Below are 17,655 nucleotides of genomic sequence, written 5' to 3' on the forward strand. Positions count from 1 at the left end.
CAATCACCTTCACTTGTCTTAAAATATGTTTAAGTAGTAAGTGAAAGTGTCATTACAATGGAACTCATCCTTTCTTAAGTAATGAACCCTTCTATGTCTTATTCCAGAAAGGAATTGACCATCGGAGACTTCCCATTTATTCCTGCGGGCAGGTCTCCTGCAATTTGTCTGCTGTCAATCTCTAAGAAATAAGCGGCTTTACTAAGTGTGTCATAAAAAAATGGAACTACTTCCATTTCTCTGAATACATACACCTCTATATTCTGACAGCCTGATTTATAAGCTTCAGTCAGACGGTGGTTTCCATTTATACAATAAGGGTTGCCGTTTGTCAGCAAACTGTTTTGAAGGATCATGACAGGATTTTTTTGATTGGGCTTAATTCTTGCAGGATCAGTGTTTACATTCCCTTGATCAACGGCGTGAATAATGCGGGATGGCTCGAAAATTTCTGCTTTAAGTCCATTTTTATTTATATGCGATGCTGCTCCATCAATGTCTAGCGCGTATTCAAATACTCCAGTTTCATATTCCGCATACAGGGAAAAAGTTTCTAGGCCAATTGGATGCACAACAGGGTATTCTTCTTTAGCCAGGATGCGGGTAAACACATCCAGCCATTTCTCTGCAATGTATGCACCGTGCTGCGAGGCGATCTTCATTTCTTCCATGCGCAAATGAAAATGACGGGCTGGCTGGAATATCCATGATTCTCTTTCATACTGCTCTATTTTTGATTCCACATGTATCTCCACGCGATCATTGTGATTTTTCACTTTATATTATCACATAATAACCACGCTAATTGCAGATAATTTCGAAAGCTTTAGAGACACTACTGTCAAAAAACACCACGAATGCGAATTCAACTCTGTAAAAAGTGGCGGCACTCCTGATGTAACATCACAATTAAAAATCCATGGCTTATATGTTCAACTAACATAAAAAAACGAACTAGTTAAACTCTAGTTCGTTTTTTTCCTTATATCTCAATCTCGTTATAGGCATCAATTCAGCTTTGAAGCAATCTCGCATTTCTTCGAACATACGATAAGAAAATAATGCCTGAAGCTCCAATCAGCAGCGTCATTCCCCAGAAAATGTTTGTATAAACAGCTGCGCCAGAAACACCATGCTGCCATTCAATCAAGAGACCTGACAGTGCGACACCGAATGCTCCGCCGAAAAATTGAATCAGCTGCATCAGGCCCATGCCCGAACCGATTTCATCCTCCGGCAGGATGCGGGATGCTTCGTTTGCAATGCTTGAGGTCAGGCTTGAAAAACCTGTGCTCATAAACATGTAGGCAACCAAAATCGCATATGGATTCTCTCCTGAGAACAAAGCCAGAATCAGCAGTGATATCATGAGCATCACATGGCCAAAGGAAATTAACGGTATATTTCCGAATTTGTCGATCAGCCGCCCAATGAACTGTGCGGCAACCGCTGAAAGGATAGCACCAGGAAAGATAATCAGACCGATGGCAGCCGGATCTTTTTCAAACAGCTCTGTCAGGATGATCGGCATCATAAAGAGCGCTGAAAAATGAAGAATAAATCCTGAAAATGCTGATAAAGCAAGCTTCACATACTGTCTGTTTTTAAACAGCGAAGGCTGCACAAACGGCAGGCTGACTTTGTGTATATGCCTCCATAAGAAATACAGGATGGCCAGTGAACCAATGAGAAGAGGCACTGACATGGTGGATAAAAAGAGCAGCAGCCCCGTAACTCCGAGACCTGTCAGCAATCCTCCGGTTGAATCGAAGTGTACCTTATGGACTTCCTCTTTAGGAAGCAGTTTTTTAAACAGGGGAAGAAGCAGGACAACAAATGCGGTGATGACAAATAAGTAATTCCATCCGAGATAGGTTGTAATGGCTCCTCCAATAACGGGTCCAAGTCCAAAACCGAGCGATGCGGCAGACGAAATCAGCGACATTGCCTTTCCTCTTCTGGAAATAGGAATATATTTACCCGCCAAAACCATGGCAAGACCAGGCACAGCCCCTGCTCCCGCTGCCTGAAGAACTCTTGCGAATAAAAGCAGATAAAAGTTATGAGAAATAAAACCGATAATGGATGCTGCACCAAGCATGGCAAGCCCGACTGCAAGCAGCCTTGAGATCGGAATAAAATCTGATAAACGGCTGTAAGTGAGAGTCGAGATGGCAAAAGCGATTGAGTATCCTGACACAATCCAGGATGCAGTGCCGGATGAAAGGCTCAAATCGCGAAGCACGCTCGGCAAAGCGACATTAAACATCGTCGTGTTCATCACAACGAGCCATACGGTTAAACTCCACAGCCAAACAATTCTGTTTTCATATTTTAAGCCAGGAACTGCTGGCGGTCTTTCTTCTATAATCGTTGACATTCTATCCCGCCCTCAGCTTTTATTTCGTATACCTAAAGAAATATATACTCTTACAGCCTGTATAGTCAACCGATTTGCTTCAATCGGTTCTGTAAAAAGATGAAAACCCTTCTTAACCAAGAAGGGCTCTCTTTTAGTCATATTATTCGTTTTCTTTAACAGCAGATACTTGCCATTCAACACCATATTTGTCTTTAACCTGACCGTATGCAGGACTCCAGAATGTTTCCTGAAGAGGCATTGTGACATTTCCGCCTGCTGAGAGTTTTTCAAATACATCTTTGGCTGCGTCTGCTGAATCAATATGAATCGCAATGGAAAGCTGCGAACCGAGAGTATAAGGCATTCCGGGAAACGTATCTGACAGCATCATGAGGGTATCGCCCGCTTTGAACTGTGCATTCATCACACGGTCCTTTGCATCAGCGGGAATAGGATGATTCGGATCCTCCGGCATTTCCCCGAATGTTTGAATCGAAACAAGTTCAGCATTTAATGCATCCACATAAAACTTCACTGCCTCTTGACCATTTCCATTTGTCACAATGTAAGGATTTACTGATGTGATCATGTTACACCTCATCGTCATAAATTTAATAAGAACATTTGTTCTGTATTATCATACCATGTACAGCTGCCTTTTGCTACACCCTTTTAAAAAATACAATAAATAAAGCCCGTCCCTCTATTTCTCTAGAGGCGGGCTAATTTCCTTCAGAGTCTGCATCTTTTTTAAGTTACCTCACTCCGTACTTCTTCATACGCTTCTCATCTTTTGCATCCTTCACCACAAGCACGGCGTGTATGGCTCCCGGAAGATAAAAAATGAGCGTCAAAATCAGGTTAAGCAGCGCCTGAAACGGTCTGCCGACAAACAGTACGGCAACAGGCGGCAGTAAAATCGCCAATAAATAAAGCATCACATCACCCCGTTCTTTTCTTATCCGTAACATTTTACCCCGATTCAGCGGTTTAGAAACAGCAAAAAACACGGAGCACAAGGCCCCGTGTTCTGTTTTTACTTAGACATCCATTCTGTATGGAAAATGCCTTCTTTATCTGTACGCTGATAAGTGTGCGCTCCGAAATAGTCGCGCTGCGCTTGAATCAGGTTTGCTGGCAATGTAGCCGTGCGGTAGCTGTCATAATAAGAAAGGGCAGCTGAGAAGCTTGGTACCGGAACACCCTGCTCAATAGCAACTGTCAGCACTTTGCGAAGAGCTCCCTGGTAGCTTTCTGCAATCTCCTTGAAGTAAGGATCAAGCAGAAGATTTGCAAGCTCGCCGTCACGGTCATACGCATCTTTGATTTTTTGAAGGAATGCTGCACGGATGATGCATCCTCCTCTGAAAATCATCGCGATGTCGCCATACTGAAGATCCCAGTTGTATTCCTCAGAAGCTGCTCTCATTTGGGCAAAACCTTGGGCATAAGAACAGATCTTGCTCATGTAAAGCGCTTTGCGGACAACTTCAATCAGTTCTTTTTTGTCTCCTTCATATGGTGTCACAGAAGGACCTGAGAGAATGCCGCTCGCTTTTACACGCTCATCTTTCATGGCAGAGATGAAGCGGGCAAATACGGATTCCGTAATAATCGGAAGCGGAACACCTAAATCAAGGGCACTTTTGCTTGTCCATTTTCCAGTTCCTTTTTGTCCTGCTGTATCCAGAATCATATCGACAAGCGGCTTGCCTGTTTCATCATCTGTTTTTGTGAAAATGTCAGCCGTGATTTCAATCAGATAGCTGTCAAGCTCGCCTTTATTCCACTCGGCAAATACTTCGTGGAGTTCCTGTGCAGATAAACCAAGAACATTTTTAAGGATGAAATAAGCTTCTGAAATCAGCTGCATATCGCCGTACTCAATGCCGTTGTGCACCATTTTCACATAGTGGCCGGCACCGTCCGGACCGATGTAAGTTGTACATGGATCTCCGTCCACTTTTGCAGAAATCGCTTCGAAAATCGGCTTTACAAGTTCAAATGCTTCCTTTTGTCCTCCAGGCATGATGGAAGGTCCTTTAAGGGCTCCTTCTTCTCCGCCTGAAACGCCGGTGCCGATAAAGTGAATGCCGCTTTCAGCAAGCTCTTTGTTTCTGCGCTGTGTATCTGTGTAAAGTGTATTACCTCCGTCGATCAGAATATCGCCTTTATCAAGATGAGGCAGAAGCTGTTCGATTGTTGCATCTGTTGCAAAGCCGGCTTTTACCATCAGAAGAATTTTGCGGGGTGTTTCAAGAGACTGAACAAACTCTTCAATGCTGTATGTACCTGTAAGGTTCTTGCCGCTGTGTTCTTTCAGCATTTCTTCTGTTTTATCTGAAGAACGGTTATAAACGGCCACCGAATAGCCGCGGCTTTCTATATTAAGAGCGAGGTTTTTGCCCATTACGGCCAAACCGATAACGCCAATTTGCTGTTTAGACATGTTTTTACTCCCTTTCTGTCCCGAATATCGTTGTGCGCATGAATATGCATTCCTTCTGTAAAATAACACAGTGCCCTTGCTTTTATCAAGGAAAGCGCCTTGTCTCATTCCCTTAAAAAATCTTTATTGAAACTTGTCCCGCTTGTTTTATCATCCTCCAGGCGGACCGCTTTCATCCCGCGTTTAATGACACTTTCGCCAAATTTTTTCTGGATGTCCTCAATCGTTTTAAAAAGCGGCTCTTTTTTTGCATCCTCCTGAAAAGAAAACAGATCCAGCTGTTTATAGGCATCTCCTTTTGGCACAAGGTCCTGGCACGTCACACCGAGCAACCGTACGGGCTCTCCTGTCCAATGCCTGTCAAAAATCTCTTTTGCGTGAGTGTACAGCTCTTCCTTTTCGCCAAGAGGGTTATTGACTGTCCGGCTGCGGGTAAATGTGCTCCGGTCTGAGTAGCGGATCGTGATAAAGATCTTTGTTCCGAGCACCTCTTTCCGCTTCATCCGCATGCTGACTGACTGGGAAAGGCGGTTCAGGGTATCATACAGGACGCGCACATCGCTTGAATCTTTGGAGAGAGTGGTTGAATTCCCTATGCTCTTAAAATCATTGATGCTGTCCGGGTTAACTTCTCTGCTGTCTATGCCGTTTGCCCGTTTTTTCAGCCGTTCACCGTTTATGCCCAGGAGCTGTTTCAATGAAATCGGATCGGCTTCAGCCAAATCTTTGATTGTTTTGACGCCGATGGTGAGAAGTTTTTCTGCCGTTTTTTCCCCCACTCCGTGCATCTCGCCTGCTGGAAGCGGCCACAGTGTCTCGTGAAGCTCCCTTTTTCTGAGAACGGTGATGCCAAGGGGCTTTTTCATATTGGAAGCCATCTTGGCTAGGAATTTATTTGGGGCAATGCCTATACTTGAAGGCAGAAGGAGCTCTTCAAGCAATCGCTGCTGAATCGTTTTTGCCACTTGAAGCGGATTGCCCTCCTTCAGATATTCCGTCAAATCCATATATCCCTCATCAATAGAGACAGGCTCAACAAGATCTGTAAATTCTCTTAACAGGTCAAACATCGCTCTTGATGCCTTCCGGTACCGGTCAAAATTCGGTTTCCTGACAATCAGTTCAGGACAATGGCGCTTCGCCTGCCACAACGGCATGGTTGTTTTCACGCCTCTGGCCCTGGCCTCATAGCTGCACGTGACAACAATTCCCTTCCGCTCTTCCACATTTCCGGCGATGGCGAGCGGCTTTCCCCTCAGCTCAGGCTCAAACGCCATCTCAACAGATGCGTAAAAACTGTTCATATCCACATGGAGAATGACCCTTGGACCGCTCTGCTGCTTCATGCCGTTCAACTTCTTTCCAAACTGTTATAGTGCCTCAATTTTATCACAGTCAGCAGATGAACCGCTAATGATGGGTACGGAATTAGAAAAGCGCAAAAATTTGATCCTTTCTTACTTTTTATAAAACAATTGACAGACTCCCCTTATCACAAGTAAATTATATCTTGTGTGTTTTTATTGTCCGTCAAATTTCATAACAAGCTTAATCTTTTCAGAGCGGGGGAATCATGCATTTGGTAAGGCTCTTACCTTGGGGTGAATCCGTAAATGGAAGGGAACTCTCAATCCCGAATCCGACAGTTAACCTCGTATGCTTTATTGGGAGAAAGACTTTAATTGTGTATTAAAGACCTTTCTTACTTTAGATTGGTCTTTTTTTGTTTTTTCAGAATTCTTACATCTCAGAGGAGGTTCTTCTATGAAAAAAATTCGTTTGGGACTGGCTTCCCAAATTTTCATTGGTTTGACTTTAGGTATTTTAGTAGGTGTTGTCTGGTTTAATGACCCCCGAGTTGCCGCAGTTTTGCAGCCGCTTGGAGATTTGTTTTTGCGTTTGATCAAAATGATTGTCATTCCGATTGTTATCTCTAGCCTGATCGTTGGAGTTGCAGGTGCTGGGAATGGAAAACACGTTGGAAGACTCGGCGGAAAAACCATTCTTTATTTTGAAATCATTACAACTGTTGCGATTGTCCTCGGCGTATTGCTTGCAAACGTCTTTCAGCCTGGACAAGGTGTGGATTTGGAATCTGCCCAAAAAACAGATATCCAGCAGTATGTCGATACATCTGAAGAGCAAAGTGAAAAATCGGTTGCCGAAACGTTCCTTCATATCGTGCCGACAAACTTCTTTAAATCTGTCGTAGAAGGCGATATGCTTGCCATCATCTTTTTCTCCGTCCTCTTCGGACTTGGCGTAGCAGCCATCGGAGAACGTGGAAAGCCGGTCCTTCAGTTCTTTGACGGTGTTTCACACGCGATGTTCCACGTCGTCAACCTTGTAATGAAAGTGGCTCCTCTCGGCGTGTTCGCCCTGATCGGAGTAACCGTTTCGAAATTTGGAATTGACTCACTGCTGTCTCTTGGAAAATTGGTTCTATTAGTATACGCTGCCCTGATTTTCTTCCTGATTGTTGTATTGGGGGCAGTTGCGAAATGGGCAGGCGTCAATATCTTTTCCCTGCTTCGCTACATTAAGGATGAGCTGCTGCTTGCGTTCAGTACATCAAGCTCTGAAACTGTCCTGCCCCGCATCATGGAAAAGCTTGAAAAAATGGGTTGTCCTAAGGGAATTGTGTCCTTCGTCGTTCCGATCGGATACACGTTTAACCTTGACGGATCCGTACTCTATCAAGCAATCGCTGCCTTGTTCCTTGCACAGGTCTACGGCATCGAACTGACAATTGTTCAGCAATTGACGCTGATCCTAGTCTTGATGGTTACGTCTAAAGGGATGGCTGCCGTTCCTGGAACATCCTTCGTCGTTCTGCTTGCCACTCTCGGAACAATCGGCATTCCCGCAGAAGGACTTGCCTTCATTGCTGGAGTGGACCGCATTATGGATATGGCCCGCACGGTCGTCAACCTTGTCGGCAATACCCTCGCTGCCATCGTGATGTCAAAATCCGAAGGCCAGTACAACCGGATTAAAGCGAATGAAGTCATGAAAGCAAGTGCATAAACAAGATCAGCCCCCGGAAAATGTTCCGGGGGTTTTGTTAGTTCTTCTTGTACTTCTTGAATACATATGTAAGCACTCCACCTACAATTCCAATCATGGCAGCAACCGGTGCAGAAAAAACAAATCCGATTGCTATTGCAAATCCGACTCCGGCACCTACGGACGGGTCCTCGTTAGGATAAAATTCTGCAAAAAGTGCCAGCCCCAGACAGATTAGAATAAATGATCCAATCCCTGTAATCAAAAACCCCTGAAAAAAATGTTTCATCTTATGCTCCTCATGATTTTATTGAAGTTCTCTCTCGTGAGAACATGGATTGTGTATTTGCTTACCCTCCACCCATCGTTTTTCGGTATCAGAGGGTACGATTCACCACTTTGCTTACCCTCCCACATCGTTTCTCAGTTTCCGAGGGTACGATTCACCACTTTGCTTACCCTCTCACATCGTTTCTCAGTTTTCAGAGGGTACGATTCACCACTTTGCTTACCCTCCCACATCGTTTCTCAGTTTCCGAGGGTACGATTCACCACTTTGCTTACCCTCTCACATCGTTTCTCAGTATCCGAGGGTACGATTCACCACTTTGCTTACCCTCTCACATCGTTTCTCAGTTTCCGAGGGTACGATTCACTCTTTAAATGACTCTCTAATGCTGCTAGCCTCAAGCTTCCTTCCACGAATTCAAAAACACATCATCCCTTACAAGAATGATGTGCTCCGCTTGACCCTGATTCACTGCTTTGCTTACCCTCCCACATCGTTTCTCGGTTTCCGAGGGTACGATTCACCACTTTGCTTACCCTCCCACATCGTTTCTCAGTTTCCGAGGGTACGATTCACCACTTTGCTTACCCTCTAATGCTGCTAGCCTCAAGCTTCCTTCCACGAATTCAAAAACACATCATCCCTTACAAGAATGATGTGCTCCGCTTGACCCTGATTACTTGCACTCTACTTTATCAAATCCAAACCGCTCCAGAAATTCATTGTAAGCTTCCATTCTGCCGAGGATTTTTCCTCTTTCCAGCTCTTCCATGTTCTCCTGGAGGAGTTTGCAGTTTTCTTCGGCTCTTGTTTTCACATATGATGCAATGGCACTTTCATTAAATGTATTCATTGTAATCACTCTCCTTATTATGGAAAATACCCATTGCAGGTTTAATACAAACACAGAGCCGAACATCGAAAAAGCCCTCCGTCCAAATGAACAGAGGGCTTGCTTGCTTTATTTCTTCCAGTTGTTCCGGATAAATTCTTCTCTTCCGGACTCTTCGCGCTCCTGCTTGTACTTTTCAGGGTTTTTCGCGTAGAATTTCTGATGGTATTCTTCTGCCGGATAAAATGGAGCGGCAGGAAGGATTTCAGTCACAACAGGTTTTTGAAAGCGTCCGCTTGCTTCAATTTCCTGCTTTGTTTTCTCAGCCTTCAGCTTTTGCTCTTCTGTGTGATAGAAAATGGCTGTGCGGTACTGGCTGCCGCGGTCAAAGAACTGGCCGCCGTCATCTGTCGGATCAATCTGCGGCCAATAGAGCTCAAGCAGGGTGTCATAGGAAAAAACATCCGGATCAAAGGTAATTTCGACCGCTTCCCTGTGTCCTGTATCACCTGTTTTGATTTGTTCATATGACGGATTATCAAGGTTTCCTCCCGTATAGCCCGAAACGACTTCAATAATGCCCGGCTGTTCGTCGAACGGCTTCACCATGCACCAAAAACAGCCGCCTGCAAATGTTGCCTTTTCTCTTCTTCCCATAATATGCACCTCTTTCTATGATGTAAAACAGCAGACACAATCCATGTGCCTGCCATCTTTTCACTTATTCGCTTTTAGCTACTTCTTTGATTATTGATACCACAAGTTCAGCTGTTTTGACAAGTTCTTCGATTGGCATCTTTTCATTTGTCGTGTGGATGTCTTCGTATCCGACAGCAAGATTGACAGTCGGGATGTCGAATCCGGCAATCACGTTGGCGTCACTTCCGCCGCCGCTTGTCTGAAGCTCGCTTGTACGGCAGATGTTTGCTGCCGCGCGCTTTGCCACTTCTACAACGTGATCTCCTTCGCCAAACTTAAAGCCAGGATACATCACTTCGATTTCAACTTCTGCACGGCCTCCCATTTCAGCCGCCGCACTTTCGAACGCTTCTTTCATTTTAGCTGTTTGAGCTTCCATTTTTTCAGGAACGAGTGATCTCGCTTCAGCCAGGATATTCACTTGGTCGCACACAATGTTTGTTTGCGTGCCTCCTTCAAATCGGCCGATGTTTGCTGTTGTTTCATGGTCGATTCTTCCAAGCGGCATTTTCGCAATGGCTTTTGAAGCAATCGTAATCGCAGAAATGCCCTTTTCAGGCGCAACACCTGCGTGAGCGGTTTTGCCGAAAATAGAAGCTCTTACCTTTGCCTGTGTCGGAGCAGCCACGATAATGGTTCCTACTTTTCCGTCACTGTCGAGGGCATAGCCGAATTTAGCCGTCACTTTAGAACCGTCCAATGCTTTTGCTCCAACAAGACCGGACTCTTCTCCAACTGTGATGATGAATTCAATTTTACCGTGGGCGATGTTGTTTTCTTTCAGCACACGAACTGCCTCAAGCATGGCTGATAATCCCGTTTTGTCATCTGCACCAAGAATCGTTGTGCCGTCTGTTACAATGTAACCGTCTTTAATAGAAGGTTTAATTCCTTTTCCCGGAACAACTGTGTCCATATGGGATGTAAAATAAATCGGATCAATGCCGTCCTGTACAGCATCCAGCGTGCAAATCAGGTTGCCTGCACCGTGTCCAGTAATACTTGTTGTATCATCTTCTTCAACCCGGACGCCAAGTGCTTCAAATTTTTCAGTAAGGACTTTGGCAATTTCTGTTTCGAATTTTGTTTCGGAATCAATTTGAACAAGCTCTAAAAACTCATTCACTAAACGTTCTTGATTAATCATCTTTGTTTCCTCCTAGGCTTAAAGCGGAATGTTTCCATGTTTTTTCGCAGGACGCTGTTCCTGCTTTGTACGCAGCATCTCGAGCGCCTGAATAAGTTTTATTCTTGTATCGCGGGGGTCAATCACGTCATCGACCATCCCCTGGCTTGCTGCCACGTAAGGATTGGCGAATTTTTCTCGGTACTCCTCAATTTTGGCTGCCCGCGTTTCTTCCGGGTTCTCGCTGTTTTCAATTTCTCTGGCAAAAATAATATTCGCAGCACCCTGAGGACCCATAACAGCAATCTCGGCATTCGGCCATGCAAAAACCAGATCCGCTCCGATCGATTTGCTGTTCAGCGCCACATACGCTCCGCCGTATGCTTTGCGGAGAATGACCGTAAGCTTCGGCACCGTTGCCTCTGAGTAGGCATATAAGATTTTTGCCCCGTGGCGGATAATTCCCCCGTGCTCCTGTTTAATTCCCGGGAAAAATCCAGTCACATCTTCAAATGTAATCAGCGGAATCTGGAATGAATCGCAGAAGCGGATGAATCTGGATGCTTTGTCGGATGAATCAATATCAAGCCCGCCCGCCATATATTTCGGCTGATTGCAGACAAGGCCCACAACTTCTCCTTTAATGCGAGCAAACCCGACAACAATGTTTTTAGCAAAGTCTTTTTGAACCTCGTAAAAAGATCCTGCATCTGCGACTTCCTCAATGACCACTCTGACGTCATAAGGTCTAAGCGCGTCAAACGGAATGCAGTCCGTCAGATTCGGCCTGTAGTCAGACTCTTCTTCATGCGGCAGAACCGGCGTTTTTTCCTGGTTGTTCTGCGGCAAATATGTAAGTAATTTTCGCACCTGGGAAAGCACTTCTTCCTCCGTCTGTCCGGAGAAATGGGCATTCCCGCTGATCGTATTATGTACTTTGGCCCCGCCCAGATCCTCTGAGCTGATTTTTTCCCCTGTCACGGTCTCAATGACCTTAGGTCCAGTTATGAACATCTGGCTTGTTTTTTCAACCATGAACACAAAATCGGTGATGGCCGGAGAATATACGGCTCCTCCTGCACATGGGCCGAGGATGACAGATATCTGCGGAATGACACCTGAATAGATGGTATTCCGGTAAAAAATCTGCCCGTAGCCATCTAATGATACCACACCTTCCTGAATCCTCGCACCTCCGGAGTCATTCAGGCCGACGAACGGCGTCCCGCTTTTTGCGGCAAGATCCATGACTGCAGCTATCTTTTTGGCGTGCATTTCGCCCAGGGCTCCGCCAAAAACTGTGAAGTCCTGCGAGAACAAATAAATCGGACGGCCGTTTACTTTTCCGTAACCGGTCACAACTCCGTCCCCCGGCCCTTTTTTCCCGCTCAGCCCGAAATCATTGCAGCGGTGTTCAATGAAGGGATTCATTTCAACAAACGTTCCTTCATCCACCAAAAGGTCTATTCTCTCCCGTGCAGTCAGCTTGCCCTTTTCGTGCTGCTTATCAATGCGTTCATCTCCGCCGCCCATCTCAACTTCCCGTCTCCGGTCATACAGCTCGTTAATCTTTTCAAAGATATCAATGTTCATGATACAGTTCCTCCCTTCTTTTCACATAGTTCAACCAGCACTCCATTTGCAGCCTTTGGATGCAGGAAAGCAATGGAGGCACCGCCTGCACCGTTTCTTGGAGTCTCATCTATCATCTTGATTCCGTGTTCTTTCAATTCGTGAATCCTCATTTTTATATCATCTACTGCCAAAGCCAAATGATGTATGCCTTCTCCGCGCTTTTCAATGAACCTGGCTACAGCACTTTCTTTTGAAACCGGCTCAAGCAGCTCAATTTTCGTTTCGCCTGCTTTCAGAAATGCCACTTTGACTCCCTGTTCTTCTACCGTTTCCATTCCTTCAAGCTTTAACCCCAGTGTTTCCTGATAAAAAGGAAGCACCTCTTCAATTGAATGGACGGCTACCCCAATGTGATCGACCTTTTTGACCATTTCTTCCCCTCCTCATGATGAAAACGCTTAACATCGTGAACATGACATACTTCTTTGCCAATCGACGAAATTCCTTCTTTTTCGGGCAAAAATGTCCATCTTTGTTCATATCTCCTCCCTTGTCCGTACCTCCTATCCGCGTTAGAATAGAAGGACAAACCCTCTGAAATGGAGTGAACGAAATGTCTAAACGATTTCAAAAAGCCATTATCTATCTCATGCTCTTTGTCATGCTGGCAACAACGCTGTTGGCCGGGATGAGCATGTGGTTCTAATAGACGCCAAAAAAGGTGATTCCCCTCAGGAATCACCTTTTTTAATTGCCCCTTTTTCAGCTGCAATCTCTTCAAAGGACTTGCCGTTTTTTGTGATAAACACTTTGGTCCCAACCGGAATGTGTTCAAAGAGGATTTCGACTTCTTCGTTGTACATGCGGACGCAGCCCTGGGTGACGAAGGATCCGATGGAATCCTCGTTGTTTGTGCCGTGAATGCCGTATATACGTCCATCCGTGTTTTCGGCGTCAAAGCCGATCCACCTTGTGCCGAGCGGATTTTTCGGATCTCCGCCGGGGATGTCTTTTTTCCGGTAATAGGGCTCTGCCGCCTTGACTGTGATCGTAAATTCTCCCTCAGGCGTCAGATTCTCATTTTTCCCGGTTGCGACATCAAAGGTTTTAATAATCTGTCCGTTATCAATGTAAGCAAGCTCGTTCGTCTGCTTATTAATGATAACGTACGGATCGCCCACAGAAGGATTTTGCCCGAGCGGCCAAAGCGGAGACAGGAACATCATGAGCAGGAACAGCATTTTCAAAGACTATCACCCTTTTTTGAATTAGGATGCTCCTGCAGCCTTCATTTCATTCTTGCGGGACATGCCTTTAAATTGACTTTTTATCACAAGATATTGTTCCATCTCACGAACAAAATGCAAGAGCGCAGCACGCGCCTCGAATTCTTCACGGGTTTCGGGAAGCGGCATTTCTTCGAACATTTTTCTCATTTCAGCAAGCTTTACAAGAAATTTGTGAGCGGTGTTGCCGGGATGGATCGCTTCTCTCACTTCGCGGATAAAGTCCGCCACAATCTCCGCCTGATCGACCGTTACTTTAATCGAGGCAATGATCGGAAGAACCCTCTCAATGATTTCGAACTGTTTTTCCCTCATCTTAAAATAATGATAGTAGAGATTTTCATGTCTCATAAAATGGTTCTCTACATCTCTGAACGCGAGCGTTTTTGCCTCATTAATGATAGCGGCTGTTTCTGTGATTTCCCTTCCGTCCCACGAAGTGTCATGCGAGAGCAGGTATTCCTCTATTTCAATGAAGATTTTCGAGAGGCGGTCTTCCACTTCCAGCTGATATTCTTTCAGCTTCTTATCAACACTCGGCATGTATAGGTTCATGATCAGCGCTACCCCTATACCGGTTGCAATCAGCGCGATTTCATTTACGATCAGATCAAACGTAATGTGCGAGGCTGTGTAGAGATGGAGGATGATGACCGAGCTTGTCACAATTCCTTCTTTGGCTTTTAAACGAACGGTGACTGGAATAAAAAATAAGAGCAGAAGGCCGATTACAAATGGATGATAGCCGATTCCTTCGAAAAAGACAAAGGAAAATAAGATGGCGATCAGGCAGGCAAAAAAGCGTGCCCATGAGGTCTGAAGCGATTTTTTCTTCGTCACCTGGATGCATAAAATAGTCAGTATGCCGGCAGATGCAAAATTCTGCAGTCCGAAAAGCTCGGCAAGACTGATGGCGATGGCTGCACCAAGTGCTGTTTTGAGTGTGCGGTAACCAATTTTAAACATGCGTCTTCCCCTTGCGTTTCATGTGATATGAGGTTTCATATCCTTTTTCATACGTTGCCCAATTGCAGGCTTAAAGATTAAAACGAAAAAAGATGATCATGATGATCACCTTTTTCTAAGTAGCCATTATAGCATTTTTTCAAGGAATAGTTGAGCACGCTGTGTTTTCGGGTTTGAGAAGAATTCTTTCGGAGCAGCGTCTTCTACAAGTCTTCCTTCATCAAGAAAGAGAACCCTGTCAGCCACTTCTCTTGCAAAGCCCATTTCGTGCGTGACGATAGCCATCGTCATGCCTGAGAAAGCAAGATTCTTCATGACCTCAAGAACTTCTTTGACCATTTCAGGGTCAAGTGCGGATGTCGGTTCATCGAACAGCATCACTTCTGGATTCATCGCGAGTGCTCTTGCAATCGCAACACGCTGTTTCTGTCCGCCCGACAGACGGTTTGGATACTCATGCGCTTTTTCTGCGAGTCCGACTTTCTTAAGAAGTTCATGCCCCTGTTCCTCTGCTTCTTTTTTTGAAGTTCCTTTAACGGTAAGAGGTGCATATGTTAAATTCTCAAGAACTGTTTTATGAGGGAACAAGTGAAAGTGCTGAAACACCATTCCGACATTCTGGCGGACTTTGTTGATGTCTGTTTTCGGATTCGTAATATCCTGATCTTTAATGTAGATATGGCCGCTCGTCGGATCCTCAAGCCTGTTCATGCACCGTAAAAAGGTGGATTTTCCTGAACCGGACGGGCCGATGATGGCCACAACTTCTTTTTCTGCGATGTGTGTTGAGATGCCTTTCAGCACTTCTAATTTTCCGAATGATTTATGAAGGTTGTCCACTTTAATCACTGCGCGCCATTCTCCTTTCAACAAGTTTGCCAAGAACCGTTAAAATAATGACCATGACATAATAGATGAGGCCGGCAATTAAGATCGGCTCAAAATAGCGGTACGTCTGGCCTCCGACTATGTAGGAGCTTCTCATAATATCCTGTACTCCGATAATCGTCACGATGGCTGATTCTTTAGTAAGGGTGATAAATTCGTTCATTAAAGCAGGCAGAATGTTCTTGATCGCCTGCGGGAAAATAATGTCTTTCATCATTTTTGAATATGGAACGCCAAGAGCCATTGCCGCTTCACGCTGCCCTTTATCAATGGCCATGATGCCTGCTCTGATTACTTCGGAGATATATGCTCCGGAGTTAAGAGCGAATGTTGCGACTGCAGCTGGATACGGATCAATTTCAAATCCCAGTATTTGAGGCGCACCGTAGTAAATAATCAATAATTGCAGGATAAGCGGTGTACCGCGGAAAATGGATGTGTATGCATCCGCAAACCACATCAGCGGCTTGATTCTGCTGATTTTAAAGAGAGCAAGAATGACAGCCAGTGTAAAACCGAGCAGTGCAGAAAGGCCGACAATCTTAAGTGTTACCGGAATCCCCTGTAGGATAAACGGTATCGAGGGCGCTATCGCCGGAAAATCCAGATTCATTGATTTCGACACTCCTTTCTCATGTTAAACAAAAAAACGTTCAACATTCGTGTGTTGAACGTTTTCCTGAATTGACTGCTTATTCTTCTCCGCCGAACCATTTCAAGACAAGCTTTTCAAGTTCGCCGTTTTCTTTCATTTCGTTCAGCACTTTGTTGAATTCCTCAGCATATTTGCTGTCTTTCGGGAATGCGATTGCTGAACCAGCTTCTTCCGTTTCACCGTCTTCAATGACTGTGCCTTCAAGCTCTTTGTCATTTTTGAAGTAGCCTTTTGCTACTGTGTCTTCAATAATTGCTGCATCAAAGCGGCCAGCTTTCATTTCCTGAATCAGTTCAGGGATTCTGTTGCGGTTTTCTACTTTGATGTTCACTGTTTCAGCGATTTCTTCTGCTTTGCCTTCTTGAATGGATGCAAGCTGAACACCGACTGTTTTGCCTTCAAGATCTTCAACGGACTTGATGCCGCTGCCCTTTTTAGTCACAATCATGTGCTTTGCTGTGTAATAAACATCTGAGAAATCAACGCTCTTTTTACGTTCTTCAGTAGGCGTCATTCCTGCAAGGACCAGGTCAGCTTTGTTGGCTTGAAGCGCTGGGATCAATCCTGTGAAATCCATGTCCTGAACTTCAATTTCATAGCCAAGCTCTTTGCCGATTGCTTTTGCAAGATCGATGTCAAAACCGATAATTTCGCTTCCTTTTGCTGTGTCAATGTACTCAAATGGCGGATAATCGGCTGATGTTGCCATTTTTAGGACTTTTTTCTCCTCTTTGCCGGATGTTTCTGAAGAACCGCAGGCAGCAAGAACTCCAATCACCAAAATCGAAATCAAAAACAGTGCAAACTTCTTCATTTTTACTTCCCCCTCGTTATTTTCTTAAAATTCTAAATTTAATAATATTATGTTCTATAGAATAATAATTTACAAGACTTTTTTCGCGAATAAATATCCGAATAAATGTATTTTAACACAGACTTATAAATATGCAATATATCTTTTAATAATTTATTTTTATGCAAGAATATTATAGTAAAAAAGAATGTTAAACTATGGAAAAATAAAATTACGCAAAAAAAAAAGCCGCATAAGCGGCAGTTTAGATTTCTTCGCAATATTGGTCAAATGCTTCCTGAAGCTTTGCTACAACACTCATCGGGTCATGTCCTTCAATTTCGTGGCGCTCGACCATAGTCATGAGTTTTCCATCTTTTAGCAGGGCAAAAGACGGAGATGATGGCGGATAACCCGTAAAAAAGTCTCGGGCGTATGCAGTCGCTTCTTTGTCCTGTCCGGCAAAAACCGTTACAAGTCGGTCCGGGCGTTTATCATAATGCACGGAATGCGCAGCTGCCGGTCTGGCAATTCCACCTGCACATCCGCAGACGGAGTTAATCATGACAAGCGTTGTTCCTTCTTTTTTAAACGTTTCTTCAACATCTTCAGGTGTTTTCAGCTCTGTATAGCCTGCAGCCGTAATCTCTTTTCGTGCCTGAGCCACGACATCGTTCATAAACATATTAAAATCAATATTCATTGGTTGCATCTCCTTTATACACACTA

General features: G+C 44.6%; 20 protein-coding genes and 1 riboswitch. Of the genes, 2 read left to right on the forward strand and 18 right to left on the reverse strand.

The genetic code is table 11. The annotated features are described in order from the left end of the window. Positions 1-98: 98 nt before the first annotated feature. From AZ46_RS09255 to AZ46_RS09280, 6 genes are all read right to left on the reverse strand, one after another. Entirely contained in the window at positions 99-743 is a 645-nt protein-coding gene (locus AZ46_RS09255; RefSeq protein WP_029279868.1) for a hypothetical protein, read from the reverse strand. Between the two features lie 269 nt (positions 744-1,012). Beyond that, the gene (locus tag AZ46_RS09260; protein WP_029279866.1) at positions 1,013-2,380 is read right to left on the reverse strand and encodes an MFS transporter; all 1,368 of its coding nucleotides are present in this window, start codon (positions 2,378-2,380) and stop codon (positions 1,013-1,015) included. 142 nt (positions 2,381-2,522) lie between these two features. Further along, positions 2,523-2,951, reverse strand: coding sequence for a VOC family protein (locus AZ46_RS09265; RefSeq protein ID WP_029279864.1), 429 nt, complete (start codon positions 2,949-2,951; stop codon positions 2,523-2,525). A 166-nt stretch (positions 2,952-3,117) separates the two neighbouring features. Then, the gene (locus tag AZ46_RS09270; RefSeq protein WP_029279862.1) at positions 3,118-3,300 is read right to left on the reverse strand and encodes a YqaE/Pmp3 family membrane protein; all 183 of its coding nucleotides are present in this window, start codon (positions 3,298-3,300) and stop codon (positions 3,118-3,120) included. Positions 3,301-3,398: 98 nt separating this feature from the next. Beyond that, positions 3,399-4,811, reverse strand: a complete 1,413-nt coding sequence (gene gndA, locus AZ46_RS09275) for an NADP-dependent phosphogluconate dehydrogenase (protein ID WP_029279861.1) — start codon at positions 4,809-4,811, stop codon at positions 3,399-3,401. Positions 4,812-4,915: 104 nt separating this feature from the next. Next, the gene (locus tag AZ46_RS09280) at positions 4,916-6,157 is read right to left on the reverse strand and encodes a DNA polymerase IV (protein ID WP_029279860.1); all 1,242 of its coding nucleotides are present in this window, start codon (positions 6,155-6,157) and stop codon (positions 4,916-4,918) included. Positions 6,158-6,346: 189 nt separating this feature from the next. Continuing rightward, positions 6,347-6,487: riboswitch (cyclic di-AMP (ydaO/yuaA leader) on the forward strand. An 88-nt stretch (positions 6,488-6,575) separates the two neighbouring features. Between AZ46_RS09280 and AZ46_RS09285 the strand changes: the two genes are divergently transcribed. After that, positions 6,576-7,838, forward strand: coding sequence for a cation:dicarboxylate symporter family transporter (locus AZ46_RS09285; RefSeq protein WP_029279858.1), 1,263 nt, complete (start codon positions 6,576-6,578; stop codon positions 7,836-7,838). A 37-nt stretch (positions 7,839-7,875) separates the two neighbouring features. Here the strand turns inward: AZ46_RS09285 and AZ46_RS09290 are convergent, their stop codons facing one another. The 6 genes from AZ46_RS09290 to mce form a co-directional block, all read right to left on the reverse strand. Further along, positions 7,876-8,106, reverse strand: coding sequence for a hypothetical protein (locus AZ46_RS09290; protein ID WP_029279856.1), 231 nt, complete (start codon positions 8,104-8,106; stop codon positions 7,876-7,878). A 676-nt stretch (positions 8,107-8,782) separates the two neighbouring features. Then, positions 8,783-8,959, reverse strand: coding sequence for a hypothetical protein (locus AZ46_RS21920; protein WP_158001637.1), 177 nt, complete (start codon positions 8,957-8,959; stop codon positions 8,783-8,785). A 108-nt stretch (positions 8,960-9,067) separates the two neighbouring features. Beyond that, on the reverse strand, positions 9,068-9,595 hold the full coding sequence (gene msrA / locus AZ46_RS09300) for a peptide-methionine (S)-S-oxide reductase MsrA (RefSeq protein ID WP_029279851.1): 528 nt from the start codon (positions 9,593-9,595) through the stop codon (positions 9,068-9,070). A gap of 64 nt (positions 9,596-9,659) precedes the next feature. Then, the gene (locus tag AZ46_RS09305) at positions 9,660-10,784 is read right to left on the reverse strand and encodes a M20/M25/M40 family metallo-hydrolase (protein WP_029279849.1); all 1,125 of its coding nucleotides are present in this window, start codon (positions 10,782-10,784) and stop codon (positions 9,660-9,662) included. Positions 10,785-10,802: 18 nt separating this feature from the next. Next, positions 10,803-12,350, reverse strand: a complete 1,548-nt coding sequence (locus AZ46_RS09310; RefSeq protein WP_035207304.1) for an acyl-CoA carboxylase subunit beta — start codon at positions 12,348-12,350, stop codon at positions 10,803-10,805. 2 nt (positions 12,351-12,352) lie between these two features. Further along, positions 12,353-12,769: a methylmalonyl-CoA epimerase gene (gene mce, locus AZ46_RS09315; RefSeq protein ID WP_029279845.1), complete on the reverse strand. Its 417-nt coding sequence runs from the start codon at positions 12,767-12,769 to the stop codon at positions 12,353-12,355. Positions 12,770-12,951: 182 nt separating this feature from the next. Between mce and prli42 the strand changes: the two genes are divergently transcribed. Beyond that, complete coding sequence (prli42, locus tag AZ46_RS21730) at positions 12,952-13,044, forward strand: stressosome-associated protein Prli42 (RefSeq protein WP_087946338.1); 93 nt, start codon at positions 12,952-12,954, stop codon at positions 13,042-13,044. Positions 13,045-13,069: 25 nt separating this feature from the next. On the opposite strand, the gene AZ46_RS09320 is transcribed toward prli42, so the two are convergent. The 6 genes from AZ46_RS09320 to AZ46_RS09345 form a co-directional block, all read right to left on the reverse strand. Further along, positions 13,070-13,585: a L,D-transpeptidase gene (locus AZ46_RS09320; protein WP_029279843.1), complete on the reverse strand. Its 516-nt coding sequence runs from the start codon at positions 13,583-13,585 to the stop codon at positions 13,070-13,072. A 21-nt stretch (positions 13,586-13,606) separates the two neighbouring features. Beyond that, complete coding sequence (locus tag AZ46_RS09325; RefSeq protein ID WP_029279841.1) at positions 13,607-14,590, reverse strand: aromatic acid exporter family protein; 984 nt, start codon at positions 14,588-14,590, stop codon at positions 13,607-13,609. Between the two features lie 126 nt (positions 14,591-14,716). Then, positions 14,717-15,439 carry an amino acid ABC transporter ATP-binding protein gene (locus AZ46_RS09330; RefSeq protein WP_029279840.1) on the reverse strand — a complete coding sequence of 241 codons (723 nt, stop codon included), beginning with the start codon at positions 15,437-15,439 and terminating at the stop codon, positions 14,717-14,719. Then, positions 15,432-16,091, reverse strand: coding sequence for an amino acid ABC transporter permease (locus tag AZ46_RS09335; protein WP_029279838.1), 660 nt, complete (start codon positions 16,089-16,091; stop codon positions 15,432-15,434). The genes AZ46_RS09330 and AZ46_RS09335 overlap by 8 nt, the downstream gene beginning before the upstream one ends. A gap of 79 nt (positions 16,092-16,170) precedes the next feature. Then, entirely contained in the window at positions 16,171-16,947 is a 777-nt protein-coding gene (locus AZ46_RS09340) for a transporter substrate-binding domain-containing protein (RefSeq protein WP_029279836.1), read from the reverse strand. A gap of 244 nt (positions 16,948-17,191) precedes the next feature. Then, positions 17,192-17,629 (reverse strand): BrxA/BrxB family bacilliredoxin, encoded by a 438-nt coding sequence (locus AZ46_RS09345; RefSeq protein WP_029279834.1) that lies wholly within the window; start codon positions 17,627-17,629, stop codon positions 17,192-17,194. Positions 17,630-17,655 lie beyond the last annotated feature (26 nt).

This window comes from Metabacillus indicus LMG 22858, from assembly GCF_000708755.2.
Classification (GTDB): domain Bacteria; phylum Bacillota; class Bacilli; order Bacillales; family Bacillaceae; genus Bacillus_P; species Bacillus_P indicus.

Bases quoted from the DNA above. Each gene is read 5' to 3' on its own strand.
- msrA (WP_029279851.1), bottom strand. From the start codon at position 9,595: ATGGGAAGAAGAGAAAAGGCAACATTTGCAGGCGGCTGTTTTTGGTGC.
- AZ46_RS09345 (WP_029279834.1), bottom strand. From the start codon at position 17,629: ATGAATATTGATTTTAATATGTTTATGAACGATGTCGTGGCTCAGGCA.
- AZ46_RS09290 (WP_029279856.1), bottom strand. From the start codon at position 8,106: ATGAAACATTTTTTTCAGGGGTTTTTGATTACAGGGATTGGATCATTT.
- AZ46_RS09285 (WP_029279858.1), top strand. From the start codon at position 6,576: ATGAAAAAAATTCGTTTGGGACTGGCTTCCCAAATTTTCATTGGTTTG.
- prli42 (WP_087946338.1), top strand. From the start codon at position 12,952: ATGTCTAAACGATTTCAAAAAGCCATTATCTATCTCATGCTCTTTGTC.
- AZ46_RS09280 (WP_029279860.1), bottom strand. From the start codon at position 6,157: ATGAAGCAGCAGAGCGGTCCAAGGGTCATTCTCCATGTGGATATGAAC.
- AZ46_RS09305 (WP_029279849.1), bottom strand. From the start codon at position 10,784: ATGATTAATCAAGAACGTTTAGTGAATGAGTTTTTAGAGCTTGTTCAA.
- gndA (WP_029279861.1), bottom strand. From the start codon at position 4,811: ATGTCTAAACAGCAAATTGGCGTTATCGGTTTGGCCGTAATGGGCAAA.
- AZ46_RS09270 (WP_029279862.1), bottom strand. From the start codon at position 3,300: ATGCTTTATTTATTGGCGATTTTACTGCCGCCTGTTGCCGTACTGTTT.
- AZ46_RS09335 (WP_029279838.1), bottom strand. From the start codon at position 16,091: ATGAATCTGGATTTTCCGGCGATAGCGCCCTCGATACCGTTTATCCTA.
- AZ46_RS09260 (WP_029279866.1), bottom strand. From the start codon at position 2,380: ATGTCAACGATTATAGAAGAAAGACCGCCAGCAGTTCCTGGCTTAAAA.
- AZ46_RS09265 (WP_029279864.1), bottom strand. From the start codon at position 2,951: ATGATCACATCAGTAAATCCTTACATTGTGACAAATGGAAATGGTCAA.
- AZ46_RS21920 (WP_158001637.1), bottom strand. From the start codon at position 8,959: ATGAATACATTTAATGAAAGTGCCATTGCATCATATGTGAAAACAAGA.
- AZ46_RS09340 (WP_029279836.1), bottom strand. From the start codon at position 16,947: ATGAAGAAGTTTGCACTGTTTTTGATTTCGATTTTGGTGATTGGAGTT.
- mce (WP_029279845.1), bottom strand. From the start codon at position 12,769: ATGGTCAAAAAGGTCGATCACATTGGGGTAGCCGTCCATTCAATTGAA.
- AZ46_RS09325 (WP_029279841.1), bottom strand. From the start codon at position 14,590: ATGTTTAAAATTGGTTACCGCACACTCAAAACAGCACTTGGTGCAGCC.